Origin of the sequence: Bradyrhizobium sp. CCBAU 51753, assembly GCF_015291565.1 — a bacterium.
Classification (GTDB): domain Bacteria; phylum Pseudomonadota; class Alphaproteobacteria; order Rhizobiales; family Xanthobacteraceae; genus Bradyrhizobium; species Bradyrhizobium ivorense.
In genome coordinates, this window is the sequence record NZ_CP030037.1 from 1,361,345 (window position 1) to 1,387,134 (window position 25,790).

The 25,790-nt window shown below is 65.8% G+C and carries 29 protein-coding genes; 20 read left to right on the top strand and 9 right to left on the bottom strand.

The window, feature by feature from the left end; genetic code table 11:
- Nucleotides 1-33: 33 nt before the first annotated feature.
- The 13 genes from XH93_RS06225 to XH93_RS06280 all read left to right on the top strand — a co-directional run bounded on the left by XH93_RS06225 (nucleotide 34) and on the right by XH93_RS06280 (nucleotide 11,089).
- On the top strand, nucleotides 34-765 hold the full coding sequence (locus XH93_RS06225) for a TetR/AcrR family transcriptional regulator (RefSeq protein WP_139480607.1): 732 nt from the start codon (nucleotides 34-36) through the stop codon (nucleotides 763-765).
- A 132-nt stretch (nucleotides 766-897) separates the two neighbouring features.
- The gene (locus XH93_RS06230; protein WP_194472839.1) at nucleotides 898-1,386 is read left to right on the top strand and encodes a DUF2852 domain-containing protein; all 489 of its coding nucleotides are present in this window, start codon (nucleotides 898-900) and stop codon (nucleotides 1,384-1,386) included.
- 431 nt (nucleotides 1,387-1,817) lie between these two features.
- On the top strand, nucleotides 1,818-2,579 hold the full coding sequence (locus XH93_RS06235) for a serine acetyltransferase (protein WP_194472840.1): 762 nt from the start codon (nucleotides 1,818-1,820) through the stop codon (nucleotides 2,577-2,579).
- A gap of 979 nt (nucleotides 2,580-3,558) precedes the next feature.
- The gene (locus XH93_RS42020; protein ID WP_246799492.1) at nucleotides 3,559-3,750 is read left to right on the top strand and encodes a hypothetical protein; all 192 of its coding nucleotides are present in this window, start codon (nucleotides 3,559-3,561) and stop codon (nucleotides 3,748-3,750) included.
- 4 nt (nucleotides 3,751-3,754) lie between these two features.
- Complete coding sequence (locus XH93_RS06240) at nucleotides 3,755-4,510, top strand: metal ABC transporter ATP-binding protein (protein ID WP_194472841.1); 756 nt, start codon at nucleotides 3,755-3,757, stop codon at nucleotides 4,508-4,510.
- Between the two features lie 5 nt (nucleotides 4,511-4,515).
- A complete protein-coding gene (locus tag XH93_RS06245; protein ID WP_194475009.1) occupies nucleotides 4,516-5,385 on the top strand; it encodes a metal ABC transporter permease in 870 nt (289 codons plus the stop codon).
- A gap of 2 nt (nucleotides 5,386-5,387) precedes the next feature.
- Nucleotides 5,388-6,260, top strand: a complete 873-nt coding sequence (locus XH93_RS06250; protein WP_194472842.1) for a metal ABC transporter solute-binding protein, Zn/Mn family — start codon at nucleotides 5,388-5,390, stop codon at nucleotides 6,258-6,260.
- A 58-nt stretch (nucleotides 6,261-6,318) separates the two neighbouring features.
- Nucleotides 6,319-7,371 carry a GTP-binding protein gene (locus XH93_RS06255; protein ID WP_194472843.1) on the top strand — a complete coding sequence of 351 codons (1,053 nt, stop codon included), beginning with the start codon at nucleotides 6,319-6,321 and terminating at the stop codon, nucleotides 7,369-7,371.
- Nucleotides 7,371-8,387 carry a WD40 repeat domain-containing protein gene (locus XH93_RS06260; RefSeq protein ID WP_194475010.1) on the top strand — a complete coding sequence of 339 codons (1,017 nt, stop codon included), beginning with the start codon at nucleotides 7,371-7,373 and terminating at the stop codon, nucleotides 8,385-8,387. The genes XH93_RS06255 and XH93_RS06260 overlap by 1 nt, the downstream gene beginning before the upstream one ends.
- A 133-nt stretch (nucleotides 8,388-8,520) precedes the next feature.
- Nucleotides 8,521-9,237, top strand: a complete 717-nt coding sequence (locus XH93_RS06265; RefSeq protein WP_194472844.1) for an MgtC/SapB family protein — start codon at nucleotides 8,521-8,523, stop codon at nucleotides 9,235-9,237.
- 78 nt (nucleotides 9,238-9,315) lie between these two features.
- Nucleotides 9,316-9,642, top strand: coding sequence for a hypothetical protein (locus XH93_RS06270; protein WP_194472845.1), 327 nt, complete (start codon nucleotides 9,316-9,318; stop codon nucleotides 9,640-9,642).
- A gap of 121 nt (nucleotides 9,643-9,763) precedes the next feature.
- Nucleotides 9,764-10,504, top strand: coding sequence for an acetoacetate decarboxylase (locus tag XH93_RS06275; protein ID WP_139480616.1), 741 nt, complete (start codon nucleotides 9,764-9,766; stop codon nucleotides 10,502-10,504).
- A gap of 27 nt (nucleotides 10,505-10,531) precedes the next feature.
- Nucleotides 10,532-11,089, top strand: a complete 558-nt coding sequence (locus XH93_RS06280) for a hypothetical protein (RefSeq protein ID WP_246799493.1) — start codon at nucleotides 10,532-10,534, stop codon at nucleotides 11,087-11,089.
- Nucleotides 11,090-11,197: 108 nt separating this feature from the next.
- Here XH93_RS06280 and XH93_RS06285 read toward each other — a convergent pair whose 3' ends face one another.
- The 6 genes from XH93_RS06285 to XH93_RS06310 form a co-directional block, all read right to left on the bottom strand.
- Nucleotides 11,198-12,640, bottom strand: coding sequence for a homospermidine synthase (locus tag XH93_RS06285; RefSeq protein ID WP_194472847.1), 1,443 nt, complete (start codon nucleotides 12,638-12,640; stop codon nucleotides 11,198-11,200).
- A gap of 40 nt (nucleotides 12,641-12,680) precedes the next feature.
- The gene (locus tag XH93_RS06290) at nucleotides 12,681-13,070 is read right to left on the bottom strand and encodes a RidA family protein (protein ID WP_194472848.1); all 390 of its coding nucleotides are present in this window, start codon (nucleotides 13,068-13,070) and stop codon (nucleotides 12,681-12,683) included.
- A gap of 92 nt (nucleotides 13,071-13,162) precedes the next feature.
- On the bottom strand, nucleotides 13,163-13,330 hold the full coding sequence (locus tag XH93_RS06295; RefSeq protein WP_172627985.1) for a hypothetical protein: 168 nt from the start codon (nucleotides 13,328-13,330) through the stop codon (nucleotides 13,163-13,165).
- 14 nt (nucleotides 13,331-13,344) lie between these two features.
- On the bottom strand, nucleotides 13,345-13,953 hold the full coding sequence (locus tag XH93_RS06300) for a GNAT family N-acetyltransferase (RefSeq protein WP_194472849.1): 609 nt from the start codon (nucleotides 13,951-13,953) through the stop codon (nucleotides 13,345-13,347).
- A 128-nt stretch (nucleotides 13,954-14,081) separates the two neighbouring features.
- On the bottom strand, nucleotides 14,082-15,224 hold the full coding sequence (locus tag XH93_RS06305; protein WP_139480621.1) for a type III PLP-dependent enzyme: 1,143 nt from the start codon (nucleotides 15,222-15,224) through the stop codon (nucleotides 14,082-14,084).
- A gap of 671 nt (nucleotides 15,225-15,895) precedes the next feature.
- Nucleotides 15,896-16,156, bottom strand: a complete 261-nt coding sequence (locus tag XH93_RS06310) for a hypothetical protein (RefSeq protein WP_139480622.1) — start codon at nucleotides 16,154-16,156, stop codon at nucleotides 15,896-15,898.
- A 129-nt stretch (nucleotides 16,157-16,285) separates the two neighbouring features.
- Here XH93_RS06310 and XH93_RS06315 point away from each other — a divergent pair, with 129 nt between their 5' ends.
- Genes XH93_RS06315 through XH93_RS06325 form a run of 3 tightly spaced genes read left to right on the top strand, consistent with a single transcriptional unit; the run spans nucleotide 16,286 to nucleotide 20,111 of the window.
- On the top strand, nucleotides 16,286-18,361 hold the full coding sequence (locus tag XH93_RS06315; RefSeq protein ID WP_194472850.1) for a M3 family metallopeptidase: 2,076 nt from the start codon (nucleotides 16,286-16,288) through the stop codon (nucleotides 18,359-18,361).
- A gap of 2 nt (nucleotides 18,362-18,363) precedes the next feature.
- Nucleotides 18,364-19,011: a DUF1007 family protein gene (locus tag XH93_RS06320; RefSeq protein ID WP_246799494.1), complete on the top strand. Its 648-nt coding sequence runs from the start codon at nucleotides 18,364-18,366 to the stop codon at nucleotides 19,009-19,011.
- Nucleotides 19,008-20,111 (top strand): nickel/cobalt transporter, encoded by a 1,104-nt coding sequence (locus XH93_RS06325; RefSeq protein ID WP_194472851.1) that lies wholly within the window; start codon nucleotides 19,008-19,010, stop codon nucleotides 20,109-20,111. The genes XH93_RS06320 and XH93_RS06325 overlap by 4 nt, the downstream gene beginning before the upstream one ends.
- A gap of 149 nt (nucleotides 20,112-20,260) precedes the next feature.
- On the opposite strand, the gene XH93_RS06330 is transcribed toward XH93_RS06325, so the two are convergent.
- On the bottom strand, nucleotides 20,261-20,659 hold the full coding sequence (locus XH93_RS06330) for an MAPEG family protein (protein WP_194472852.1): 399 nt from the start codon (nucleotides 20,657-20,659) through the stop codon (nucleotides 20,261-20,263).
- A gap of 114 nt (nucleotides 20,660-20,773) precedes the next feature.
- Here XH93_RS06330 and hemH point away from each other — a divergent pair, with 114 nt between their 5' ends.
- The 3 genes from hemH to XH93_RS06345 all read left to right on the top strand — a co-directional run bounded on the left by hemH (nucleotide 20,774) and on the right by XH93_RS06345 (nucleotide 23,516).
- Nucleotides 20,774-21,811, top strand: a complete 1,038-nt coding sequence (hemH, locus tag XH93_RS06335) for a ferrochelatase (protein ID WP_194472853.1) — start codon at nucleotides 20,774-20,776, stop codon at nucleotides 21,809-21,811.
- Nucleotides 21,812-22,022: 211 nt separating this feature from the next.
- The gene (locus XH93_RS06340) at nucleotides 22,023-23,027 is read left to right on the top strand and encodes an SPFH domain-containing protein (RefSeq protein WP_139480627.1); all 1,005 of its coding nucleotides are present in this window, start codon (nucleotides 22,023-22,025) and stop codon (nucleotides 23,025-23,027) included.
- A 42-nt stretch (nucleotides 23,028-23,069) separates the two neighbouring features.
- Nucleotides 23,070-23,516 carry an NfeD family protein gene (locus XH93_RS06345; RefSeq protein WP_194472854.1) on the top strand — a complete coding sequence of 149 codons (447 nt, stop codon included), beginning with the start codon at nucleotides 23,070-23,072 and terminating at the stop codon, nucleotides 23,514-23,516.
- Nucleotides 23,517-23,691: 175 nt separating this feature from the next.
- Here XH93_RS06345 and XH93_RS06350 read toward each other — a convergent pair whose 3' ends face one another.
- The gene (locus XH93_RS06350) at nucleotides 23,692-24,024 is read right to left on the bottom strand and encodes a helix-turn-helix domain-containing protein (RefSeq protein ID WP_139858924.1); all 333 of its coding nucleotides are present in this window, start codon (nucleotides 24,022-24,024) and stop codon (nucleotides 23,692-23,694) included.
- 74 nt (nucleotides 24,025-24,098) lie between these two features.
- On the opposite strand from XH93_RS06350, the gene XH93_RS06355 reads away from it, so the two are divergent.
- The gene (locus XH93_RS06355) at nucleotides 24,099-24,638 is read left to right on the top strand and encodes a carboxymuconolactone decarboxylase family protein (protein WP_194472855.1); all 540 of its coding nucleotides are present in this window, start codon (nucleotides 24,099-24,101) and stop codon (nucleotides 24,636-24,638) included.
- Between the two features lie 107 nt (nucleotides 24,639-24,745).
- Here the strand turns inward: XH93_RS06355 and XH93_RS06360 are convergent, their stop codons facing one another.
- Nucleotides 24,746-25,753 carry an SIS domain-containing protein gene (locus XH93_RS06360; protein ID WP_194472856.1) on the bottom strand — a complete coding sequence of 336 codons (1,008 nt, stop codon included), beginning with the start codon at nucleotides 25,751-25,753 and terminating at the stop codon, nucleotides 24,746-24,748.
- Between the last annotated feature and the right edge of the window lie 37 nt (nucleotides 25,754-25,790).

Below are 25,790 nucleotides of genomic sequence, written 5' to 3' on the forward strand. Positions count from 1 at the left end.
CCTTTACCTTCGGCTCATGTAAAAGCCGTTCACATGAGCTGGCGGAAGGACCAAGGCCGCAGCGAGCGCGGCTATCATCACGGCAATCTCAAAGAGGCGTTGCTGCAGGCCGCCCTCGACCTGATTTCGAAGAAGGGGCCGGCCGGCTTCACCTTCGCCGATGCCGCGCGCATGGCCGGCGTCAGCCCGGCGGCGCCGTACCGGCATTTCCGCGACCGTGACGAATTGATCGCCAGCATCGCGCAGCGCGGCTTCGAGCAGTTTGAGCAACAGCTGACGCAAGCCTGGGACGACGGCCGTCCCGACACCGTCACGGCGTTCGAGCGGGTCGGCAAGGCCTATCTTGCCTTCGCGCGCCAGGAGCCCGCATTCTACTCGGCGATGTTCGAATCCGGGCTGCCGCCCGATGCAAATCCGGCGCTGATGGCCGCCGGCGAGCGCGCCTTTGCGATCATCCGCGCCGCCGCCGAGCGGCTTGCGGCGCTGGCGCCGCCCGGCACGCCGCGCCCGCCGGCGATGATGATGGCGCTGCACATCTGGTCGATGTCGCATGGCGTGGCGTCGTTGTTCGGCCGCGGCGATGCCGCGCGCAGAAAACTGCCGATGTCGGCGGAGGACCTGCTCGAGGCCGAGGTGCTGATCTATCTGCGCGGCCTCGGCTTCCCCACCGATCGCCGGCCGGGTGCCACGCCGCCCCCGCTGAACGACAAGCCGACCGGCGACAAGGCCGGCGAAAAGGCTGGTCCTTGGGGCAAGGCGAAATAAAGTTTCAAAAATAAACCCGAAAATAATTAGCTGGGTGCGTCATCGGCTCCGCTTGACTTCGCCAAGGGATCGGCTATCTATGTAAATGTTATTTACATTCACAACGGCGTGATGCCGTGATGGAGAAGGGAAATGGCCTACACCGCTGATGTCAATCGCTGGCGCGGCCCCGTTGAAGAACAGTACCCGCCGCACATGCACTGGGCGCCGTGGCACCCCCTCAAGATCGCGCTGATCATCCTCGGCTTCATGATCTGGTGGCCGATCGGTCTCGCCATTCTCTTTTTCACACTCGGGAGCAGAAAGATGGCCTGTTGGAGTCACCACGACATGGATCGCTGGCAGAACAAGATGGAGCGGATGCAGTACAAGATGGACCGGATGCGTGACCGCATGGAGCGCCGCGGTTTCGGCTTCGGCTTCGGCCCGCCCTCGAGCGGCAACCGCGCGTTCGACGAATATCGCACCGAGACGCTGCGCCGTCTCGAGGAGGAGCAGAAGGAGTTCAAGGATTTCCTGAACCGCCTGCGCCACGCCAAGGACAAGGAAGAGTTCGACGCCTTCATGGCCCAGCAGCGGACCCGTCCGACCCCGCCGAACGAGCCGCCGCCGCAGAACTAAGCGCGGCCAACAGCTAAGCCTTCAGGCGATGTGCCCCCATAGCACCTGATGGCCACGAGCCGCCCGCTTGCGCAACGCAAGCGGGCGGTTTGCGTTTTGGACGATCGCATCGACTGCACCGGAAGTTGGAAGCCCGTGAGGTGAGCACAGCGTTCAGGCTCCCTCTCCCCTTGCGGGAGAGGGTTGGGGAGAGGGGTGGCCCCGGGGCGAGATGTGCGAGATTGATCAGCGCTGCATCAACCAGCACTGCTCGCCGTTGAGAGTGTCTCTTCGCGTTCAACAAAGATCGGAGCAAGCGGTACCCCTCTCCCCAACCCTCCCCCGCAAGGGGGGAGGGAGCCTGACGAGTGTGCTCGCCTCACTCGCAAGGCGCCGCTTGCGCTTTGTCGCAGCCGTGCTCACCTCTATGGTCCCGACGACGAGGGCGCATCATGGTCACGGCAAAATTCCTGTCGACCCGCGAGCTCTGGCAGCAGCTCCGCCGCGAGGCGGATGCCGCCATGGCTGCCGATTCCATGCTCAGCGCAGCAGCCGCCACCATCCTCGACCACCCCGATCTCAGCAGCGCGCTCGCTTCCCTGATCGGCCAGCGCATCGCTAGCACCGAGGCCTATCGCACGCGGTTCACCCGCACCGCGCGCGAGGCGTTCGACGCCGAGCCGGCGCTGGTCGAAGCGGCGAACCGCGACTTGCAGGCGATCGTTCGCCGCGATCCTGCGATCACCGGCCTGCTGCCGCCGCTGCTCAACTTCAAGGGTTTTATGGCGCTGCAGGCCTGGCGGGTCTCGAACTGGCTGTGGCGCGGCGGCCGCTCCGATCTCGCGCGGCTGATGCAAAGCGCAGCCTCGGACCAGCTGCAGGTCAGCATTCATCCGTCGGCCGCGATCGGCACGCAGGTGTTTCTGGACCACGGCACCGGCCTGATCATCGGCGCGCTGGTTGCGATCGGCGACGAGACCACGATCCTGCAGAACGTCACGATCTCGCGCGATCAGGCCGACCCGCGCCGCGCCCCGAGGATCGGCCGCGGCGTCCTGCTCAGCGCCGGTGCCACCGTGATCGGCCACCTCAGCATCGGCGATTTCGCCAAGGTCGGTGCCGGCGCGCTGGTGACCTCGGACGTGCCGCCCGGCTGCACCGCCGTCGGCGTCCCCGCGCGGCTGACCAACTGCGCGGAAGCGGCGATGGCGTGAGTGGCGCGCCGGCGAGATGGGCGCCGCCTTCGATTTCCGTAATACCGATGGATTCGTATTTTCGGAATTTTCTCTTGACGCGTCCCCCAACTCAGATGTCTAATGCCGCCGTCTCACCCGATCGAGGGGCGCTTCGCGAGTCGTCACAAGTGTTGCGGTGAGATGCGGTGGACGCCGGGTGTGTGGCTGACGAGAGCACGCCAGGCGGACGGTGAAGTCGTGCAGGCCTGACGCCCTAGTGGCAGGTGTCCTCCGGCAAGGCGCGCAAGCGCCTTTGCCGTAGCGGTGACAAAAAAGCCCAGTCTCGCCGGGGTAAGCACGTATAAGCCGTAACCCATCGCGCAGGGAAAGCCGGAGTATCCGGTTTCACCTGTGGTCCTACCCCGGTGCTTTTTGTTGCACCGGGCCCATGGGTGCGATCGGCACCCGGCTTTCCCTGCGCCCTCTGCCAACGGAGAGGGCGGAACGAAGAGCAAAACTCGGGCAGGTCATGCCGCGAGAATGCGAGACTATGCTTTGACCGCGCACTTGCTGTTTTCCCGTCATCCCCGCGCAAAGGCTTCGCCTTTATCGCTGGAGGTGCGAGCTCTTGCGAGCCTCGAAGGATCGACGGCCACCAGCCGGGCCATGCATCCTTCGAGGCTCGCCCAGCGGCGCAAGTGCGCCGCAAGGCTCGCGCCTCAGGATGACGGTGTTGGTTTGCTTAGCTTGCTCGGTGTCATCACCCGGCTTGACCGGGTGATCCAGTATTCCAGAGACGCCGGTGATAGAAGCGAGAAGCCGCGGCGTACTGGATCGCCCGGTCAAGCCGGGCGATGACAGCGGTGGGTGAGGACAAAGCTTCACACCCTCTCAGGATGACGGTCCAGCGGTTGCGCCGCGACTTCCGTTCCCGGCACCCACCCTTGCAACCCTGCTCGGCAAACCGCGAAGCCCGCGCCGATGGACTCGCGTTATGTTATAATATAACATTGTTTCCATGGCCCATACCCATTCCCACCCCCACGATCATTCCCACGCCCATCACGGCCACAGCCACGGCCCGGCATCGCCGCATCCTGCCCAGATCGCACCCTGGTCGATCCTGCGCATGACGGTTCCAGCGCGGCTGGCGGCGGCGCTGGCGGTCAGTGCCGCCCTGTGGGGCGTCGTTTGGCTGGCGATGAGGTAGGACCGTGGGCGCGCTCGTCACCTTCCGGGATGTCACGCTCGGCTATGACCGCCACCCGGCGGTGCACCACCTCAACGGCGCGGTGGAGGCGGGGGCGCTGCTTGCCGTGATCGGCCCCAACGGCGCCGGCAAGTCGACGCTGCTGCGCGGCATCGCCGGCGTGCTCAAGCCGCTGGCGGGCGTGATCGATCTCGACGGGCTCGACCACCGCGACATCGCCTATCTGCCGCAATCGGCCGACATCGACCGAACCTTCCCGATCTCGGTGTTCGACTTCGTCGGCACCGGGCTGTGGCGCGCCACCGGATTCTTTGGCGGCATCGCCAAGGCCGCGCGGGACAAGATTTTGGCGGCGATCGCCGCGGTCGGGCTCAACGGCTTCGAGAACCGGCCGATCGGCACGCTGTCCGGCGGCCAGATGCAGCGCATGCTGTTCGCCCGCGTGCTGCTGCAGGACGCCCGCCTGATCGTGCTCGACGAACCCTTCAACGCCATCGACGCCAAGACCACCGCCGACCTGCTGGCGCTGGTGAAGCGCTGGAACACCGAGGGGCGCACCGTGCTGGCGGCGCTGCACGACCTCGACATGGTGCGCAACAATTTCCCGGAAACGCTGCTGCTGGCGCGCGGCCCGGTGGAATGGGGCCCGACCGCAGAGGCGCTGACACCTGACAATCTGATGGTGGCGATGCGGATGTGCGAGGCGTTCGACGACTCGGCCGCCGCCTGCGCCGTCGATCCGCGCTCGAGGGCCGCCTGACGCCGATGCTATCCGACGCGCTGATCACGCCCTTCACCGAATTCGAGTTCATGCGCCGGGCGCTCGCCGCGGTGATCGCGCTGTCGCTTGGCGGCGCGCCGATCGGCGTGTTCTTGATGCTGCGGCGGATGAGCCTGGTCGGCGACGCCATGGCGCATGCGATCCTGCCCGGCGCGGCGATCGGCTTCCTGATCTCCGGGCTCAATCTGTTCGCGATGACCACCGGCGGCCTGATCGCAGGCTTTACGGTCGCGCTGCTGGCGGGCCTGGTCGCGCGCAATACCGAATTGAAGGAGGACGCCTCGCTTGCGACCTTCTATTTGGTCTCGCTCGCGCTCGGCGTCACCATCGTCTCGATCAAGGGCACCAACATCGACCTCCTGCATGTGCTGTTCGGCAACATCCTCGCGATGGACGACCAGACGCTGCTGGTGATCGCGTTCAACGCCACCATCACGCTGCTGGTGCTGGCGGTGATCTACCGCCCGCTGGTGATCGAATGCGTCGATCCGGTGTTTCTGCGCACCGTGAGCCGGGCCGGCGCGCCGGCGCATCTCGCCTTCCTGGCGCTGGTCGTGGTCAACCTCGTCAACGGCTTTCATGCGCTCGGCACTTTGCTCGGCGTCGGGCTGATGATCCTGCCCGCCGGCATCGCCCGGTTCTGGTCGCGCGACATCACCACCATGATCTGCATCGCGGTGGCGAGCGCGATGCTGTCGGGCTATGCCGGGCTGGTGCTGTCGTACCAGACGCGAATCCCGTCCGGCCCTGCGATCATCCTGGTCGCGGCGGGCCTCTACGTGGTGTCGCTGCTGTTCGGCAGTGTCAGCGGGCTGGTGCGGCAACTGTTCCCCGGCCGGCATCTCGAGGCGTGACGATGCGGCGGTTGTTCGGGCTGATCTCTCTGGTGCTGGCGATAGTGAGCGGCCCGGCGCAGGCCGTCGAGCGCGTCAACGTCGTCGCGAGCTTCTCGATCCTCGCCGACATGGTGCGCAATGTCGGCGGTGACAGCGTCGATGTGGTCGCGCTGGTTGGCCCCGATGGCGACGCGCATGTCTATGCGCCGACGCCTGCGGATGCGAAGAAGGTCGCCGACGCCCGGCTGCTCGTCATCAATGGCTTCGGCTTCGAGGGCTGGCTGCCGCGGCTGCTGCAGGCCTCCGGCAGCAAGGCGCCGGTCGCAGTGGCGACCAAAGGCATCATGCCGCGGAAGATGGGCGGCCATGAGGATCCGCATGCCTGGCAATCGGTGGCGAATGCGAAGATCTACGTCGTCAATATCCGCGACGGGCTGATCGCCGCGGCCCCCGACCAGGCCGGCGTCTTCAAGGCCAACGCCGATGCCTATCTGGCCAAGCTCGAGGTGCTCGACCGCGAGGTGCACGAGGCGGTTGCGAGAGTACCGGAGGCGCGGCGCAAGGTGATCTCGACCCACGGCGCCTTCGGCTATTTCGCCGACACCTACGGAGTCACGTTCTTTTCGCCGCTCAGCGTCTCCACCGATGCCGAGCCCAGTGCACGGGATATCGCCGCCATCATCGCCCAGATCAGGGCCGCAAAAATTCCAGCAGTTTTTCTCGAAAACATCAGCGATCCGCGCCTGATCGAGCGGATCGCGGCCGAGACCGGCGCCCGGGTCGGCGGCACCCTGTATTCGGACAGTTTGACGGGCGAAAAGGGCCCCGCACCCACTTACATTGACATGGTCAGGCACAATATAAAGGCCCTGACCAGCGCGCTCGCCAACTAGGGGCAGGGGCCTCCCTGCCGGGGTCGAGCGCCCTTCCAAATGTTCCTTTGGAGTTGTTATGGCTGAAGCTTCACAAAAGATTCCTGTGACCGTGCTGACGGGCTATCTCGGCGCCGGCAAGACCACGCTCTTGAACCGCATCCTGTCGGAAAACCACGGCAAGAAGTACGCCGTCATCGTCAACGAATTCGGCGAGATCGGTATCGACAATGACCTCATCATCGGCGCCGATGAGGAAGTGTTCGAAATGAACAATGGCTGCGTCTGCTGCACCGTGCGCGGCGACCTCGTCCGCATCATGGACGGCTTGATGAAGCGCAAGGGCAAGTTCGACGCCATCATCGTCGAGACCACCGGGCTGGCCGATCCGGCCCCGGTGGCGCAGACCTTCTTCGTCGACGAGGACGTGCAGAAGAACGCCAGGCTCGATGCCGTCGTGACGGTGGCCGACGCCAAATGGCTGAGCGACCGCCTCAAGGATGCGCCGGAAGCCAAGAACCAGATCGCGTTCGCCGATGTCATCGTGCTGAACAAGACCGACCTCGTCTCCAAGCCCGAGCTCGCCGAGGTCGAAGCCCGCATCCGCGGCATCAACCCCTATGCAAAGCTGCATCGCACCGAGCGCTGCCAGGTCGGGCTGACCGACGTGCTGGAGCGCGGCGCGTTCGACCTCGACCGCATCCTGGAGATCGAGCCAGACTTCCTCGAGGCCGGCGACGATCACGACCACGACCACGATCATCACCATCACGACCATGATCATGATCACCACCACCATGATCACGGTCACGGGCTGAAGCACTATCACGACGAGGACATGCAGTCGCTGTCGCTGCGCTCGGACAAGCCGCTCGACGCGACCAAGTTCATGCCCTGGCTGCAGCAGCTGGTCGCCACCGAGGGCCAGAAGATCCTGCGCTCGAAGGGCATCCTCGCCTTCACCGGCGACGACGACCGCTACGTGTTCCAGGGTGTCCACATGATGCTGGAGGGCGACCATCAGCGGCAATGGAAGGACGGCGAGAAGCGCGAGAGCCGGGTCGTGTTCATCGGTCGCGATCTGCCGGAGCAGGCGATCCGCGACGGCTTCGAGCAGTGCATCACGTCGTGATTGATAACTTCGACGCCCCCGACGGGCCTTCCATCGTTTCGATCACCGACCGCGTCAAGCTGACCCCGCTTGGCTCAGGCGTCGGCTCGGTGCATTTCCTCGGCGACCGCGCCTTCTTCGTCGGCGCCGAGGAGAGCGTCGCGATCGTGACCGCCGATGGCGAGATCATGCGAACCGAGACGCATTTCGGCGCCATCCTGTGCGCGGCCTCCGACGGCAAGCGGATCGTCACCGGCGGCGACGACGGCAAGCTGATCGCGATCGACGCCAAGGGCGAGACCTCGACGATCGCCACCGACGCCAAGCGGCGCTGGATCGACAATGTCGCGCTGCACGGCGACGGCACCGTGGCGTGGTCGGCCGGCAAGACCGCCTTCGTCCGCAATCCCAAGGGTGAGGAGAAGACGTTCGAGGTGCCCTCGACCGTCGGCGGGCTGGCGTTCGCGCCAAAGGGCCTGCGGCTTGCGATCGCGCATTATGGCGGCGTGACATTGTGGTTTCCCAACATGGCCGCCAATCCAGAATTTCTGGAATGGGCCGGCTCGCACCTCGCCGTCATGTTCAGTCCGGACAACAAGTTCCTGGTCACGGCGATGCACGAGCCGGCGATGCATGGCTGGCGGCTCGCCGACAACAGGCACATGCGGATGAGCGGCTATCCCGGCCGCGTCCGCTCGATGTCATGGAGCGCGGGCGGCAAGGGGCTTGCGACCTCCGGCGCCGACAGCGTGATCGTCTGGCCGTTCACCAGCAAGGACGGCCCGATGGGCAAGGAGCCGGCGATGCTGGCGCCGATGCCGGCGCGGGTCGCCGTGGTGGCCTGCCATCCGAAGAACGACATCATGGCGGTCGGCTACAGCGACGGCACGGTGCTGATGGTCCGCCTCGAGGACGGCGCCGAGATTTTGGTGCGCCGGACCGGCGGCGCTCCGGTCTCCGGGCTGGCGTGGAATGCCAAGGGCACGCTGCTTGCCTTCGGTTCGGAAGATGGTGACGCGGGCATTCTGGAAATGTAAGGGATCGCGGCGTGCAAAGCGTTTTCGAGCGAAGTGGGTACCGGTTCGCGTGAAGAAAACGCGTCAAAAAAAGAATCTAGAGTTTCGGTTCTGATTCTCGTCAGGACCGAGGCTCTGGGGGCAGTGCAGCGCCATGCGATTCATCACGACATTCCAGCTCGCCGATTTCATCGACACGCTGGTCAGCCTGTTTTCCGCCTTCGTGCTGGGAACGCTGATCGGCGCCGAGCGCCAGTACCGGCAGCGCACCGCGGGCCTGCGGACCAATGTGCTGGTCGCGGTCGGCGCGGCCGCCTTCGTCGACCTGGCGATGCATCTCGATGGCGCCGGCGGCGCGGTGCGGGTGATCTCCTATGTGGTGTCGGGCATCGGCTTCCTCGGCGCCGGCGTCATCATGAAGCAGGGCATGGATGTCCGCGGTCTGAATACCGCCGCGACGCTGTGGGCCTCCGCCGCGGTCGGCTCGTGCGCCGGCGCCGACATGGTGGCGCAGGCGGCGGCGCTGACCGTGTTCGTGATCGCCGGCAACACGCTGCTGCGTCCGGTGGTCAATGCCATCAACCGCATCCCGCTGAACGAGAAGGCCTCGGAGGCGACCTATTACGTCAAGCTCGCGGTCTCGACCGAAGCGCTGCCCATCCTGCGCGACCAGCTGGTGGAAAAGCTCGAGGCCGCGAATTATCCGGTCGCCGACGTCGCCGTGGTCGAGACCGGCGACGAATTCCTGGAGATCGTCGCGACCCTGGTCTCGACGGCGGTCGATCCCAACGAACTGAATGCGGTGGTGGTCGACTTGCAGCATCAGGCGGGCGTGCGCCACGCGACCTGGGAGAGCAACACCGCGGACTGAGTTCCGCCGGCCCTCGTCGTTCGGAACCATGCCGTTGCCGGATCGTTGGTCCTCGCGAACACGACGCGGGTGAACGAGATGGCTGCGGACCAGACCAGGTTGCGGAACAACATACTGATCGCCGCCGTAATGGTGGCGGCCGGCGTCGCGATAGCGGCGGTTTCGCTGCGCGAGATCGCCTCGTCCCCGCCACAGGAGGTGGCACAGGCCACCCAGCCGCTGCAGCAGTCGCCGGAGCCGCAGAAAACGCCGCCGCCGGCCGAGTCAAAGCCCGGCGGCGACCGCCCGACCACGCCGGCGCCGGAGCCGGCCCGTCCCGATGCCGACGCGCAGAAGGGCGGCGCCAAGCCGGTGCTGCCGCCGGCCCCCGCCGAGAAGACTGCGCCGCCGATCAAGGAAAAATAGGCCGCCCGCCAGCCGGCCATAGTGACGCGCATTTGACGGCAGCTGCCGATTATACGCTCTCGCCTCCGTCGCCTCGCCGCTCCATAATCGACCCGTCACGCCAACGGCAGATGGGGCTATCATGAAGATCGAGGACGTCCGGCGCACCGCCTATTCGATGCCGCTCACCAACCCGTCGTTCCCGCCCGGGCCCTACCGGTTCTACGACCGTGAATATTTCATCATCACCTACAAGACCGATCCGGAAGCGCTCGCCGCCGTGGTGCCCGAGCCGCTCGAGGTCGCCGAGCCGGTCGTGAAGTACGAATTCATCCGGATGCCCGACTCCACCGGCTTCGGCGACTACACCGAGACCGGGCAGGTGATCCCGGTCCGCTTCAAAGGCGAGGAGGGCGCCTATACCCACGCGATGTATCTCGACGACGAGGCGCCGATCGCGGGCGGCCGCGAGCTGTGGGGATTTCCCAAGAAGCTGGCGCGGCCCAAGATCGCGATCGAGAGCGACGTGCTGGTCGGCTCGCTGCATTACGGCTCGGTGCTCTGCGCCTCCGCCACCATGGGCTACAAGCATCGCAAGATCGACCACGATACATTGCTGAGCGCGATGAAGGCGCCGAACTTCATTCTGAAAATCATTCCGCATGTCGACGGCAGCGCGCGGATCTGCGAGCTGGTGCGCTTCCACCTCGAGGACATCGTGCTGAAGGAAGCCTGGACCGGCCCCGCCGCGCTCGGCCTGTTCCCGCACGCGCTGTGCGACGTCGCCCGCCTGCCGGTGCGCGAGGTGGTCTCGGCGCTGCACTACAAGGCCGACCTGACGCTCGGCCTCGGTTCGGTGGCGTTTGACTACATGGCGAGGTGACGTGCAAGCGCGGTCGAGATGCTTGACGTGAACGCCTGGTTCAAAGCGATTGCAGGTGTCGCAGTTGGCCTCATGATCGCTGCGACCGTCCCGGCACGTGCCGACAGGGTCCGCTATCAGGGGGTGGTTGATCTATCGGCCGAGGTGGGCCCACTGCGGGCCGAACATCATCATGATTGGGGCCGAGCGTCGCACGTGGCCACAACGGATCCATTTGCCGCGGACAATGAGTATTCCTATCTGCGGTTACTCGACAGGGTGACCGGCACCGAGTTGTTTCGCCGCTCCGTGCCGGCGCTCACCCACATCTGGATTTCGCCGGACGCGAAGTATGTCGTTGGCATCTCCAACGTGATGTTTTTGAATCCATACCAGCTCGTCGTCTTCAGCAGGTCGGGCGACCGCTTGCTTGAGCGCAATTTGGTCGGAGCACCGGGAACATCGCAGAGCGTCACGAACTGGATCGAGTGGTACAAGAGGCCAGTGCCACAAATGAAAATCGGCGAGGACGGGACAACCGCGACCCTCTCCGTCGAAGATTCTCACGGGGGTCTCCGCCAGTTTCAGTTTCCGGCAGTTCATTGATGGTGCGCGGGGGACGGTGCGTCGATCGCAAGGTGCCCCGGCCGACAGCAGATAGCAAAATGCCCGGCGCGAGGCCGGGCATTTTCGTTCGCGGGAGGTGGTGAGCGCTCAGCGCACCAGGATATTCTTGAACTGCCACGGATCCGAAGTGTCGATGTCCTCCGGAAACAGTCCCGGACGATCCGTCAGCGGGGTCCAGTCGGTATAGAAACCCTTGACCGGGCCGAGATACGGCAGCTGGATTTCCAGCAGACGGTCGAAATCCATCTCGTCGGCCTCGACGATGCCTTCGTTGGGGTTCTCCAGCGCCCACACCATGCCGCCGAGCACGGCGGAGGTCACCTGCAGGCCGGTGGCGTTCTGGTAGGGCGCGAGGTCGCGGGTCTCTTCGATCGAGAGCTGCGAGCCGTACCAGTAGGCATTGTTGTCATGGCCGAACAGCAGCACGCCGAGCTCGTCGATGCCGTCAACGATCTCGTTCTCGTCGAGGATGTGGTGCTTCTCCTGCATCTTCGCAGCGCGGCCGAACATTTCGTGCAGCGACAGCACGGCATCGTCACAGGGATGATAGGCATAGTGGCAGGTCGGCCGGTAGATCGCCGTGCCGGATGCGTCGCGCACCGTGAAGTAATCGGAGATCGAGATCGACTCGTTGTGGGTGACGAGGAAGCCATACTGCGCGCCGCGGGTTGGGCACCAGGTGCGCACGCGCGTGTTGGCGCCGGGCTGCATCAGATAGATCGCGGCGCCGCAGCCCGCTTCGTGGGTCCGCGCATTCTCCGGCATCCATTTTTCATGGGTGCCCCAGCCGAGCTCGGAGGGCTGCACGCCCTCCGACAGAAAACCTTCCACCGACCAGGTGTTGACGAAGACGTCCGGTTCCTTCGGCGACTTGGCGCGCTGGGTGTCGCGTTCGGCGATGTGGATGCCCTTGACCCCGGCCTGCCGCATCAGGTCGGCCCATTCGGCGCGGGTCTTGGGCTTGGGGGCATTGAGCTTCAGATCGGCCGCGACATTGAGCAGCGCCTGCTTGACGAAGAACGAGACCATGCCGGGATTGGCGCCGCAGCAGGAGACCGCCGTCGTCGAGCCCGCGGGGCGCGCCTTCTTGGCGGCCAGCGTCACTTCGCGCAGCGCGTAGTTGGAGCGCGCTTCCGGGCCCTTCGAGGCATCGAAATAGAAGCCGAGCCAGGGCTCGTTGACGGTGTCGATATAAAGCGCGCCGACCTCGTTGCAGAGCTCCATGATGTCGGTGGAGCCGGTATCGACCGAGAGATTGACGCAAAAACCCTGGCCGCCGCCCTCGGTGAGCAGCGGGATCAGCAACTCGCGATAATTGTCCTTGGTCACCGCCTTCTGGATGAACCTGACATTGTGCTTCTCGCAATGCGCCTTGCGGCCCTCATCCTTCGGGTCGATCACGGTGACGCGCGACTTGTCGTAATCGAGATGCCGCTCGATCAGCGGCAACGTACCTTTGCCGATGGAGCCGAAGCCGACCATGACGATCGGGCCGGTGATCTTCGCGTAGATCTGCGAGGAGGGACTCATCATTTTCTCCAGGAGAGTGCCTAGCGGCGGGTCAAGTGGATCAGGGGTTACGTCGCTTTGCGGTGACTTCGATCTCGACCTTCATCTCGGGCTTGTAGAGTCCGGCGACGATCAGCAGCGTGGCGGCCGGGCGGATCTCGCCGAGAACCTCGCCGCAGACCGCGAAATGCGCTTCCGCGTCACTGACGTCAGTGAGGTAGTAGGTCGCGCGGACGATGTCGGCCATCGCAAAGCCTCCCTCTTTCAGGGCAGCCTCGATGGTCTTGAAGCAGTTCCGTGACTGGCTCGTGACATCGCCGGGCATGGTCATCGTGGTGTAGTCGTAGCCGGTGGTTCCGGCGACGAAGGCGAAATCGCCGTCGATCACGGCGCGGCTGTAGCCGGCGGTCTTCTCGAATGGCGAACCTGTGGAAATCAGGCGACGGGACATGTCTTGACCTCGACTGAAAATGGGCTTGGCGCGGGGTTTACGGGCATTTTCAACACCCGTGCAACCCCCCGAATACTAACCTGACGGCGGGCTCAGCGGGACTGCTGCGTGGTGTCCGGCGGCGTCGGCGGCGAGCCGGCCCAGCGCCGGATCAGGATGTCCCTGACGATCATCACCGAGATCAGCACCAGCATGACCGTGGTGACGAGGCCGCGCCAACGCGGACGCGCGGCATCGCTGGCGGAAAGGTTCTCCGACATGGCGGCCGGCCGCCTTAGGCCGCGTGCGGCACGGCGAGCGGTGCCTTCCGGGACCGGGCGCGCGAGGCCCTGGTCTTCAGCGGGACACCGGTCGGCACGATCATGCCCCAGGCGCCGTCCAGCGCGCCGTCGACGAGCTCGAGGCCGAGCAACCGCCCGCGCTCGAACGCGCCGGGCAGCGACAGCTCGCCGGTCTTGGCGGCCGTGAAGCCATACCTGATGTAATAGGGCGCGTCGCCGAGCAGGATCACCGCGCCATGGTCGCGCGCCTTGGCGGCCGTCAGCGCGCGCGCCATGAGCGCGGCGCCGACGCCGAGGCCGCGGCAGTCGCCGTCGACTGCCAGCGGCCCCAGCATCAGCGCGCTGCGGCCCCCCGCGCTGACGTGCCACAACCGCACGGTTCCAACCAGCCGGCCGTCCTGGCGCACGGCCGCAAGGCTCAGGCCTTCGGCGGGCGCGCGTCCGTCGCGCAGGCGCTGGCAGGTGCGCGTATGGCGGTTGTCGCCAAAGCAGGCATCCAGCAGCGCTTCGCGTGCGACGACGTCCGAAGCACGCTCCGCACGGATCGCGAACGGAGCGGTTTCTCGGATGAGGGCAACGGCGGTGTTCCGTTTAGCAGTCATGGCACGTCAGTCCTCGCTCGCAACGGCTGGGCGTACGCCGCGGCAAGCGTCGTTGGAAAAACTCGAAAATGGATCGGAGAGGAGCCGGCGGGGCCGGCTCCCGGTTCAGGCCTCGACTATGAGGCAGGTCAGATGTGGTAGGTCCGCAGCGGCGGAATGCCGTTGAAGGCCACCGACGAGTAGGTCGACGTATAGGCGCCGGTGCCTTCGATCAGCAGCTTGTCGCCGATCTCGAGCGTCACCGGAAGCGGATACGGCAGCTTCTCGTACAGCACGTCGGCGCTGTCGCAGGTCGGGCCCGCGAGCACGCACGGCGTCATGTCCGCCCCGTCATGCGGGGTGCGGATGGCGTAGCGGATCGACTCGTCCATCGTCTCGGCGAGACCGCCGAACTTGCCGATGTCCAGGTAGACCCAGCGCACTTCGTCCTCGTCGCTCTTCTTCGAGATCAGAACGACTTCGGTCTCGATGATGCCGGCATTGCCGACCATGCCGCGGCCCGGCTCGATGATGGTCTCCGGGATCTGGTTGCCGAAATGCTTGCGCAGGGCACGGAAGATCGAGCGGCCGTACTGCAGCACGGGCGGCACGTCCTTCAGGTACTTGGTCGGGAAACCGCCGCCCATGTTGACCATGGTCAGGTTGATGCCGCGCTCGGCGCAGTCCCGGAACACGGTCGAGGCCATGGCGAGCGCGCGGTCCCACGCCTTCACCTTGCGCTGCTGCGAGCCGACATGGAACGAGATGCCGCACGGCTCGAGCCCAAGGCGCTTGGCGAGGTCGAGCACCTCGACCGCCATCTCCGGGTCGCAGCCGAACTTGCGCGACAGCGGCCACTCGGCGCCGGCGCAGTCATAGAGGATGCGGCAGAACACCTTGGCGCCGGGCGCGGCGCGGGCGATCTTCTCGACCTCGGCGGCGCAGTCGACCGCGAACAGGCGAATGCCGAGCGCGAAGGCACGCGCGATGTCGCGCTCCTTCTTGATCGTGTTGCCGAAGGAGATGCGGTCCGGCGTCGCGCCGGCGGCCAGCGCCATCTCGATTTCCGCAACCGTTGCGGTGTCGAAGCAGGAGCCGAGCGAAGCGAGCAGCGACAGCACTTCGGGCGCCGGGTTGGCCTTGACCGCGTAGAACACGCGGCTGTCCGGCAGCGCCTTGGCGAAGGTCTGGTAGTTGTCGCGCACGACCTCGAGGTCGACGACGAGGCACGGCTCGGTGTCGAGACCTTCGCTGCGGCGGTGACGCAGGAATTCCTGGATACGTTCGGTCATGGCACTCTCCAACGGCCCCAGCGACGGGATCCGCATCAACGTGACGTCGGATAAGAGCGCTCTGGCCACATCGCGCGATGGAGGCGCGTTGAGGCCAAGGGACTCAAACCAGACTGTGCTGCCGTGGATTGGTTGGGAGAGTTTCCCACCCACTCACCTGGCAATGAAGGACAAGCCTTTTCAGTAGCCCGCGCCGGCGTTGGACCGCCGGTAGAGACCAAAAAAGCCCGATCCGTCGTTGCTTTAAGTCGCGTCCCCCGTTGAGAGCGGGGTGCGCCGGTTCGCCTCCGGCTGCCAGTCACGGTTGCAAGAAGTGGCGAGACCTTCAACGGCATCCCTGGAGAGAGATGCTGGCCGCCTTGTCCGTCCTAACTGACGGGAGCGACCCTCGGTTCTTCCACCCCTTGGCGGCTGTCCGGCCTCTTGTCCGGATACCTACCGACTGACACACGACCACAGGCACGTGCGAAATTGGGCAAGGCAGGAAATAAGTCTTTTGAATTGGCTTCGCAAGAATTTTTTTGCGATCGCGACAAATTTCCCTAACGCGTGCTTGCGATCTCGCGCGGAGCACGCGTCTCGCGACGCTGAAGATGAACGGCTGTTAAGATTGCCTAACGAAGCGTGTGCGTTTTAGCCCTGTGCCGCAGCGCTTTCTTGAATCGCTGAGCTCACGCGCGACGCGTGAACGGCTCGACGCGCTGCGCGGCGCGGATGAAGGCGATCATGATCAGGACGCCGCCGCCGAACAGCACGGCCTGCAGGATGTGCGCGCCGAGATCGTCGAGCCCGAGCAGGATCGCGAGCGCCCAGCCGCCGGCGAACGCCGCGCCGAACACCTCAGCGCCGATCAGGATCGCCGCCGAGATCACGGTGATGACGCTCGGCCAGGCGATGGTGCGGGTGGCGGAAGTGGTGGGCTGCGTGCTCATGGAATAGGTCCTGTTCAGGGGGCGCAATCTCTCCGAAAAGTGCCCTTCTATCAAGCGCAAAAGGCGCAAAAATGCCGCATCGCGTGATATAGATTGGCCTGATTTTGAAGGCGAAAAACGGGACATTCGATGTCAGAAACCAGCGCACCGGCCGAGGCCAATCCGCTCCTCAAGGCGTGGCACACGCCGTTCGAGACGCCGCCCTTCGCCGAGATCCTGCCGGAGCATTTCCTGCCCGCCTTCGAGCAGGCCTTCGCCGATCACTCGGCGGAAGTGGCCGCGATCACCCATGATCCGACGCTGCCCGACTTCGACAACACCATCACCGCGATGGAGCGCTCCGGCCGGCTGCTGTCCAAGGTCGCCGCGGTGTTCTACGACCTGGTCTCGGCGCATTCCAACCCGCAGATCCTGGAGATCGACAAGGAAGTGTCGCTCAGAATGGCGCGGCACTGGAATCCGATCATGATGAACGCCGTGCTGTTTGGCCGCATCGCCATGCTGCACGAGAAGCGCGCCAAGCTCGGCCTGACCGGCGAGCAGATGCGGCTGCTGGAACGCACCTACACCCGCTTCCACCGCGCCGGTGCCGGGCTCGACGAGGCCGCAAAGGTGAGGATGGCCGAGATCAACGAGCGCCTCGCCCATCTCGGCACCTCGTTCAGCCACCATTTGCTCGGCGACGAGCAGGACTGGTTCATGGAGCTTGGCGAGGCCGACCGCGCCGGCCTCTCCGACACATTTGTGGCAGCCGCCAAGGCTGCGGCGGAAGAGCGCGGCATGGCGGGCAAGGCCATCGTGACGCTGTCGCGTTCCTCGGTCGAGCCGTTCCTGCAGAGTTCGGAACGCCGCGATCTGCGCGAGAAGGTCTACAAGGCCTTCACCGCCCGCGGCGACAATGGCAACGCCAACGACAACAACGCAACCATCGTCGAGATCCTCAAGCTGCGCGAGGAGCGCGCGGGGATTTTGGGCTACCCGACCTACGCCGCCTACCGGCTCGAGGATTCCATGGCCAAGACGCCGGAGGCGGTGCGCGGCCTGCTGGAGCGGGTCTGGAAGCCGGCCCGGGCGCGGGCGCTCGCCGACCGCGACGCGCTGCAGGCGCTGATCACCGAGGAAGGCGGCAATTTCACCCTGGCGCCCTGGGATTGGCGCCACTACGCCGAAAAACTGCGCCAGCGCCGCGCCAATTTCGACGATTCCGCGATCAAGCCCTATCTGGTGCTCGACCACATGATCGAGGCCGCCTTCGACACTGCGACGCGCCTGTTCGGCATCACCTTCGAGGAGCGCAAGGACATCCCGGTCTGGCACCCCGACGTCCGGGTCTGGGAGGTCAAGGACCGCGCCGGCAAGCACAAGGCTCTCTTCTATGGCGACTACTTCGCCCGGCCCTCAAAGCGCTCCGGCGCCTGGATGACCTCGCTGCGCGACCAGGAGCGGCTCGATGCCGAGGTTGCGCCGCTGATCATCAATGTCTGCAACTTTGCCAAGGGCGCCGACGGCGCGCCGTCGCTGCTGTCGCCCGACGACGCGCGGACCCTGTTCCACGAGTTCGGCCACGCCCTGCACGGCATCCTTTCCGACGTGACCTATCCATCGCTGTCGGGCACCTCGGTCTTCACCGACTTCGTCGAGCTGCCCTCGCAGCTCTACGAGCACTGGCAGGAGCGGCCCGAGGTGCTGCAGCGCTTCGCCCGCCACTACCAGACCGGCGAGCCGCTGCCGGACGATTTGCTGAAGCGCTTCCTGGCCGCGCGCAAGTTCAACCAGGGCTTTGCCACCGTGGAGTTCGTCTCCTCCGCGCTGGTCGACCTCGAATTCCACACCCAGCCGGCGGCCGCCTGCGGCGACGTCCGCGCCTTCGAGCGCAAGGAGCTGGAGAAGATCGGCATGCCCGCCGAAATCTCGCTGCGGCACCGGCCGACCCAGTTCGGCCACATCTTCTCCGGCGACCACTACGCGTCCGGCTATTACAGCTACATGTGGTCGGAGGTGATGGACGCCGACGCCTTCGGCGCCTTCGAGGAGGCCGGCGACATCTTCGACCTGGCGACCGCCAAGCGGCTGCATGACGACATCTACTCGTCGGGCGGCTCGCGCGATCCGGAGGAGGCCTACATCGCGTTCCGCGGCCGCGAGCCCGAGCCGGACGCGCTGCTGCGCCGCCGCGGCCTGCTCGAGACCCCCGAGGTGGCCTGAAGGTGCGGCCCGCCTGCAACCGCCTGATCGGCTGGCTCGTACTGGCTGCCGCCGCCGTCCTCGGCGCGGCAGCCGCACAGGCCCATCCCCATGTCTGGATCACGGCGAAGAGCGAGCTGATCTACGCGCCCGACGGCACCATCACCGGGGTCCGCCATGCCTGGACCTTCGACGACATGTTCTCGACCTATGCGCTGCAGGGCATCGAGACCAAGGTCAAGGGCGCCTACAGCCGCGAGGAGCTGGCGCCGCTGGCGCAGACCAATGTCGAGTCGCTGAAGGAATACGCCTACTTCACCTTCGCCAAGGCCGACGGCAAGAAGCAGAAGTTTTCGGAGCCGGTCGACTATTTCCTCGAATACAAGGATACGGCGCTGACGCTGCACTTCACCCTGCCGGCGAAGACGCCGTTCAAGGCGAAGGAGCTCTCGCTGGAAGTGTTCGATCCGACCTACTTCATCGACTTCCAGTACGTGCAGCAGAATCCGGTCAAGCTGGTCGGCGCGGCCGCCGACTGCAAGATCCAGTTCCAGCGGCCGAATGACGGCACCGCGGCCGCGCAGAAGCTTGGCGAGCAGAACTTTCTCGATGGCGGCAATGCCAATTTCGGCATGATGTTCGCCAACAAGATCACGGTGGAGTGCCCATGACGCCGATCATCTCGCGCGTGGTGCGCGGCCTCGCGCTCTGCGCTGTGGTGCTGACCGCCTTGGCCCTGGTCGACGCGTCCGTGCACGCGCTGCTGGCGCAAAATCCGTTCGGCGCGCCGCGCACCGCGCCGGAGCCGCAGGGCGGTCTGGTCGGCTGGCTGCTGGCAAAGCAGTCGGAGTTTTACCGCGAGATCTCGGCGGCGATCCGTGCCGCGAAGTCCGACGGCTCGGCGGTCTGGACACTGCTTGGGATCTCGTTTGCCTATGGGATCTTCCATGCCGCCGGCCCCGGCCACGGCAAGGCGGTGATCTCCTCCTACATGGTCGCCAACCGCGAGACCGCGCGGCGCGGCATCGTGCTGTCGTTCGCCTCGGCGCTGATGCAGTCGCTGGTCGCCGTGCTGATCGTCGGGATCGGCGCCTGGCTGCTCAATGCGACCGCGAAGACGATGTGCGGGGCGGAGCGGGCGGTCGAGATCGCAAGCTACGCGCTGATCGCGCTGTTCGGCGCCCGCCTGGTCTGGGTCAAGGGCGGCGGCTTCATGCGGGCGCTGCAGGTGCCGCGTCCGGCGCTGGCGATGGCCGGCGCGCATGCCCACGATCACGACGACCATTGCCATGATCACCACCATCGTCACGCGCATCACGATCACGGCCATGATCATCACCACGACCACGGTCACAGCCATGATCATGGTCACGTCCATGACGAGCATTGTGGCCATTCGCACGGCCCGACGCCGGCCGAGCTCGCCGGCCCCGGCGGTTGGCGGCGTGGCCTCAGTGCGATCCTCACCGTCGGGATCCGGCCGTGCTCGGGCGCGATCCTGGTGCTGGTGTTCGCACTGGCGCAGGGCCTGTTCTGGGCCGGCATCGCCGCGACCTTCGTCATGGGCCTCGGCACCGCGATCACGGTCGCGGCGATCGCGCTGGTCGCGGTCTCGGCGCGCGGCATGGCCGAGCGGCTCAGCGCGGCGCGCGACGGCGGCGGCATGCTGATCATGCGCGGCCTGGAATTCGCCGCCGCCGGCCTCGTGCTGCTGTTCGGAGTCGGGCTGTTGTTCGGCTACGTCGCGGCCGAGCGGGTGACGTGTTTCTAGAACTTAGACCCACGAAGCCAGTCACCGATCCGTCATCCTGAGGTGCGAGCCCTTGCGAGCCTCGAAGGATGAATCGGCCACCAGCGGGGCCGTGCATCCTTCGAGGCTCGCCGAAGAGGCGAGCGCCTCAGGATGATGGATCACTTGGCCTACCCCGTCACATAGCCCCTCAGCGCCGGCAGCAGGAAGATCGCGATGTTGATCGCAAAGCCGATGCTCCAGAGGATCGAGCGCAGCGTCGGGCGGTTGCCGACATAGGTCAGGACGTAGGCGATGCGCACGATCAAAAACAGCACCGCCAATTCGTCGATCAGCCGCAGCGGGCCGACGCGGAATTCGGCGAGCAGCACCGCGAAGGCAAAGAACGGGAAGGCCTCGAGGCCGTTCTGGTGGGCGCCGAGCGCCCGCGAGCGGAACGGATCGTCGTAGAACTCGGGATCGCGCGGCCGCGAATTGTCGAAACCGCGAGCGCTGGACCATTTCGCCGCCAGGATCGTCAAGAGCGAGAGCATCAGCGTCCCGAAGACGCACCATTCGGCGACCGTCATGGTTCCTCCCATTTTCGGGGTGGAAACTAGCCAACCAGCACTCGGCTTGACAAGGTTGGAGCAACGCGCGAAGCCCAAACCTGTCCTGAGCACGCCAGTCATGAGAACACCGTCATGAGCACGGTCATTCCCTTCGAGAGCGCAAAGCCCGCCGCGGCGGCGAAGCCTGCGCGCGTCGGCGTGCTGCTGGTCAATCTCGGCACGCCGGATACGGCGGACGCCGCGGGCGTGCGGGTGTATCTGAAGGAATTTCTGTCCGATCCGCGGGTGATCGAGGACCAGGGTCTGGTCTGGAAGCTGATCCTCAACGGCATCATTTTGCGCGTCCGCCCGGCCCGCAAGGCGCGCGACTATCTGAAGATCTGGAACACCGAGAAGAACGAGTCGCCGCTGAAGACCATCACGCGCTCGCAGGCCGCAAAGCTCGCGGATGCGATCGCCGATCACGACCATGTCGTGGTCGATTGGGCGATGCGCTACGGCAACCCGTCGATCCAGGCGCGGATCGAGGCGCTGGCGGAGCAGGGCTGCAGCCGGCTGCTGGTGGTGCCGCTCTACCCGCAATATTCCGCAGCGACCTCGGCCACCGTCTGCGACGAGGCTTTTCGCGTGCTCGCCGGCATGCGCGCGCAGCCGATCCTGCGGGTGACGCCGCCTTATTACGACGATCCCGACTACATCGAGGCGCTGGCCGCGTCGATCGACACGCATCTGGCGACGCTGCCGTTCCAGCCCGAGATCATCGTCGCCTCGTTCCACGGCATGCCGAAGGACTATGTCGACAAGGGCGATCCCTACCAGGCGCAGTGCGTGGCGACGACCGACGCCTTGCGCAAGCGGCTCGGACTCGAAGCCTCGAAACTGATCCTCACCTTCCAGTCGCGCTTCGGCAACGCCGAGTGGCTGCAGCCCTATACCGACAAGACCGTCGAGCGGCTGGCCAAGGGGGGCGTGCGCCGGATCGCCGTGGTCACGCCGGGCTTCTCCGCCGACTGCCTGGAGACGCTGGAGGAGATAGCGCAGGAGAACGCCGAGATCTTTCGGCACAATGGCGGCGAGCAGTTTGCCGCGATCCCCTGCCTCAACGACAGCGACGGCGGCATGGACGTGATCCGCCACCTGGTGCTGCGCGAGCTGCAGGGCTGGATTTGAGAAGGCTGGATTTGAGAAGCCTGGATTTGATCGTTAACCAACCGTGACGCCGGACATATCCCTGTCGCCGTTCACCCTTCATACATCTGGCGGCCCGCACAACCACCACCTACGTCATGGTCAAACAACAGCCGGCTGAACCGGCGCAGCGGTCCTGCCGACCAATGCACGACCGCATCCGGCGCCGATTGTGCCGGCCTTGGAGGACTTTATGACTGGTTTCGATATTTTCGCGATCGCGTTTGTTCTTCTCGTCATCGTCACGCTGTTCGCCGGGGTCAAGACCGTCCCGCAGGGGTTTGACTGGACCATCGAGCGGTTCGGCAAATACACCCGCACGCTGTCGCCCGGCCTCAATCTGATCGTGCCGTATTTCGATCGCATCGGGCGCAAGATCAACATGATGGAGCAGGTGATCGACATCCCCGAGCAGGAAGTGATCACCAAGGACAACGCCACCGTGACGGTCGACGGCGTCGCGTTCTACCAGGTGTTCGACGCCGCGAAGGCGAGCTACGAGGTCGCCAATCTCAATCAGGCGATCACCGTCTTGACCATGACCAATATCCGTTCGGTGATGGGCTCGATGGATCTCGACCAGGTGCTGTCGCATCGCGACGAGATTAACGAGCGGCTGCTGCGCGTGGTCGACGCCGCGGTGTCGCCCTGGGGCGTCAAGGTCAACCGCATCGAGATCAAGGACATCGTGCCGCCGGCCGACCTCGTCGAGGCGATGGGCCGGCAGATGAAGGCCGAGCGCGTCAAGCGCGCCGACATCCTGCAGGCGGAAGGCCAGCGGCAATCGGAAATCCTGCGTGCCGAGGGTGCCAAGCAGGGCCAGATCCTGCAGGCCGAGGGCCGCCGCGAAGCCGCGTTCCGCGACGCCGAAGCGCGCGAGCGGCTCGCCGAGGCCGAGGCCAAGGCGACCCAGATGGTGTCGGAATCGATCGCCAAGGGCGACGTCGCCGCGCTGAACTATTTTATTGCCGACAAATACATCAAGGCGTTCGGCCAGCTTGCGGAGTCGCCGAACCAGAAGGTGTTGATGCTGCCGATCGAGACCTCGAGCGTGCTCGGCTCGCTCGCCGGCATCGGCGAGATCGCCCGCGCCACGTTTGGCGAGAGCGCGGTCTCCGCCACGGCGGCCGCGCGGCGCGGCTCGGTGCCTCCGGCCGGTCCGACGCCGCCGGCGCCACCGCCGGTGCCGCAGCGCTGAGGAGCGTGACGGCACCGCGCCTGCAATGATAGAGGTCGTGTCATGGCCGAGATGTTTTCGACATTGGGCACCTGGAACTGGCTGATCTTCGGCTTCGTCCTGATGGCGCTGGAGCTATTGGCGCCCGGCGTGTTCCTGTTCTGGCTCGGGCTCGCGGCGCTCCTGGTCGGCCTGCTGTCGTTCGTGTTCACCCCGTCCTGGCAGACGCAGCTTTTGATGTTCGCGGTGTTTGCGGTGGCCGCCGTGCCGGCGTGGCAGCATTTTGCCCGGAGCACGCCGGAGGCGAGCAAGAGCAACCCCTTCCTCAACCGCCGCAACGAGGCCCTGATCGGCCGCGAGTTCACGCTGGAGAAGCCGATCATCGACGGGACAGGCACGGTGCGGATCGACGACACCATCTGGCGCGTCGCCGGCCCCGACATGCCGGCCGGCAGCCGGGTCAAGGTGGTCCGCGCCGACGGTGCCAGCCTGACGGTGGCGATGGCATAGACGCTTCCTTCACCTCTCCCCGCCTGCGGGGAGAGGTCGCCGCGCCCTTGCGCGGCGGGTGAGGGGGTACAGGTCTCAACGCTCGGCTCGCTGGCGGAGAGAGCCCCTCACCCCGACCCTCTCAGAGCGAGCTCCGCTCGTCTCGGCCCCGCGAAGGGCGGGGAGAGGGAGCAGATCAGCCCACCTGTTTGCTCCACCGCTCCGCAAAACGATTGAGCGGCGTAAAGGTCTGGAACAGCTCCCGGCCCAGCCCGGTGAGCCGATAGCCGTCGTCCGTCAGCTCGACAAAACCCGCCTCGCGCAATTCGCTCAGCCGCGTCTGCAGGATCGTCGGCGAGGCCTCGTCGCAGGCCGTGCGCAGCGCGCGCGACGTCAGCGTGCTCTCGCGCAGCTCCCAGACGATCCGCAAGGTCCAGCGCCGCCCGAGCAGGTCGAGCAGCGCCATGATCGGGCGGCCGCTGCGCGAGCCGCGGACGCTGCGCGGTGCGGATGGAACCTGCTTCGCCATGCCGAATCCCTCTTGCGCAGTGCTACAGATATTGTAGCGTATCGCTACAGTATTTGTAGCAAGGAGCTTTGGCCATGTCACGCATTGCGCCGCTCGAACCACCGTACCCGGCCGAGGTCCAACAACATTTCGACCGCATCATGCGCGGCGCGCCGCCGCTGGTGCTGTTCCGCGTCATGGCCGGCCATCCGCGCGCCTGGGACAAGTTTCGCGGCGGCAGCCTCTTGGATCGCGGGCCGCTGTCGCTCAGGGCGCGCGAGATCGTGATCGATCGCACCTGTGCGAAAAATGCCTGCGAGTATGAATGGGGCGTGCATGTCGCCGCCTTCGGCGCGGCCGCCGGGCTGTCGGAGCAGCAGGTCCGCGCCACCGTGCATGACAAGGCCGATGCCGATTGCTGGTCGCCGGCCGAGCAGGCGATGCTGGCGGCGGTCGATGCGCTGCATGCTCGGGCGACGCTCGATGATGCCGAGTTCGCGGCGCTCGCCGCGCATTATGATGAGGATCAGATCCTGGAGATCATTCTGCTGTGCGGCTTCTACCGCACGGTGTCGTATCTCGCGAATGCGCTGGCCCTGCCGCTGGAGGCGACCGCGGCGCGGTTTCCGCGGTAACCACCGTCATTGCGAGCGAAGCGAAGCAATCCATCGCTCCGCGTACGCGGTGAAATGGATTGCTTCGCTTCGCTCGCAATGACGGGGAGAGACCGTCGGGCGCCGCCCTACGCCACGCCCGCCCGCAGCAGATCGTGCAGATGGATGATGCCGACCGGCTTCTTCGCATCGGTCACGATCAGCGTCGTGATCTTCGAGGCGTTGAGCAGCTCCAGCGCCTCGCCGGCCAGGGTGTCGCGGCCGATCGTCTTCGGCGTCTTGGTCATGACCTCGTCGACCGACAGGGTCAGCAGGTCGGGGCGCATCTGCCGGCGCAAATCGCCGTCGGTGACGATGCCGACGAGATGGCCGTGGCGGTCGACGATGCCGACGCAGCCAAAGCCCTTCGAGGTCATCTCGACCAGCGCGTCCGACATCTTGGTGCCGAGCGGCTTCAGCGGCACCGTGTCGCCGGTATGCATCAGGTCGCGGGCATATTTCAGCAGCGCGCCGAGCTTGCCGCCCGGATGCAGCACGCTGAAATCGGTCGAGGTGAAGCCGCGGCCTTCCAGCAGCGCGATCGCCAGCGCGTCGCCGAGCGCCAGCATCATCAGCGAGGAGGTGGTCGGGGCGAGGTTGTGCGGGCAGGCCTCGCGCGCCTTCGGCAGCGTCAGCTGCACGTCGGCGGCCTTGCTCAGCGTCGAATCCTTGTCGGCGGTCATCGCGATCAAGGGGATGCCGAAGCGCGCCGCATAGGCGATCAGGTTGCGCATCTCCGGCTGCTCGCCGGACCACGACAGCGCCAGAATGACGTCGTCGGCGGTGATCATGCCGAGGTCGCCATGGCTGGCCTCCGCGGCGTGGACGAAGAACGCCGGCGTGCCGGTCGAGGCGATGGTCGCGGCGACCTTGCGGCCGATATGGCCGGACTTGCCGAGCCCGGTGACGATCACGCGGCCCTTGGCGTTGCGGATCAGGTCGGACGCCGCCGTGAAGGCCGGGCCGAGGTCGGATTTCAGCGCCGCGGTCAGCGCGGCGACGCCGCTGGCTTCGGCATCGAGGGTGCGGAGCGCTGATTGAACGGCGCCGTCATCGCGGCCGGATGATTTGGTCATCAGCGGTTTCGGTTTGGCCATACTGGATTCCAGGGGAGGGGCTTTGCGCCCCGGGCGT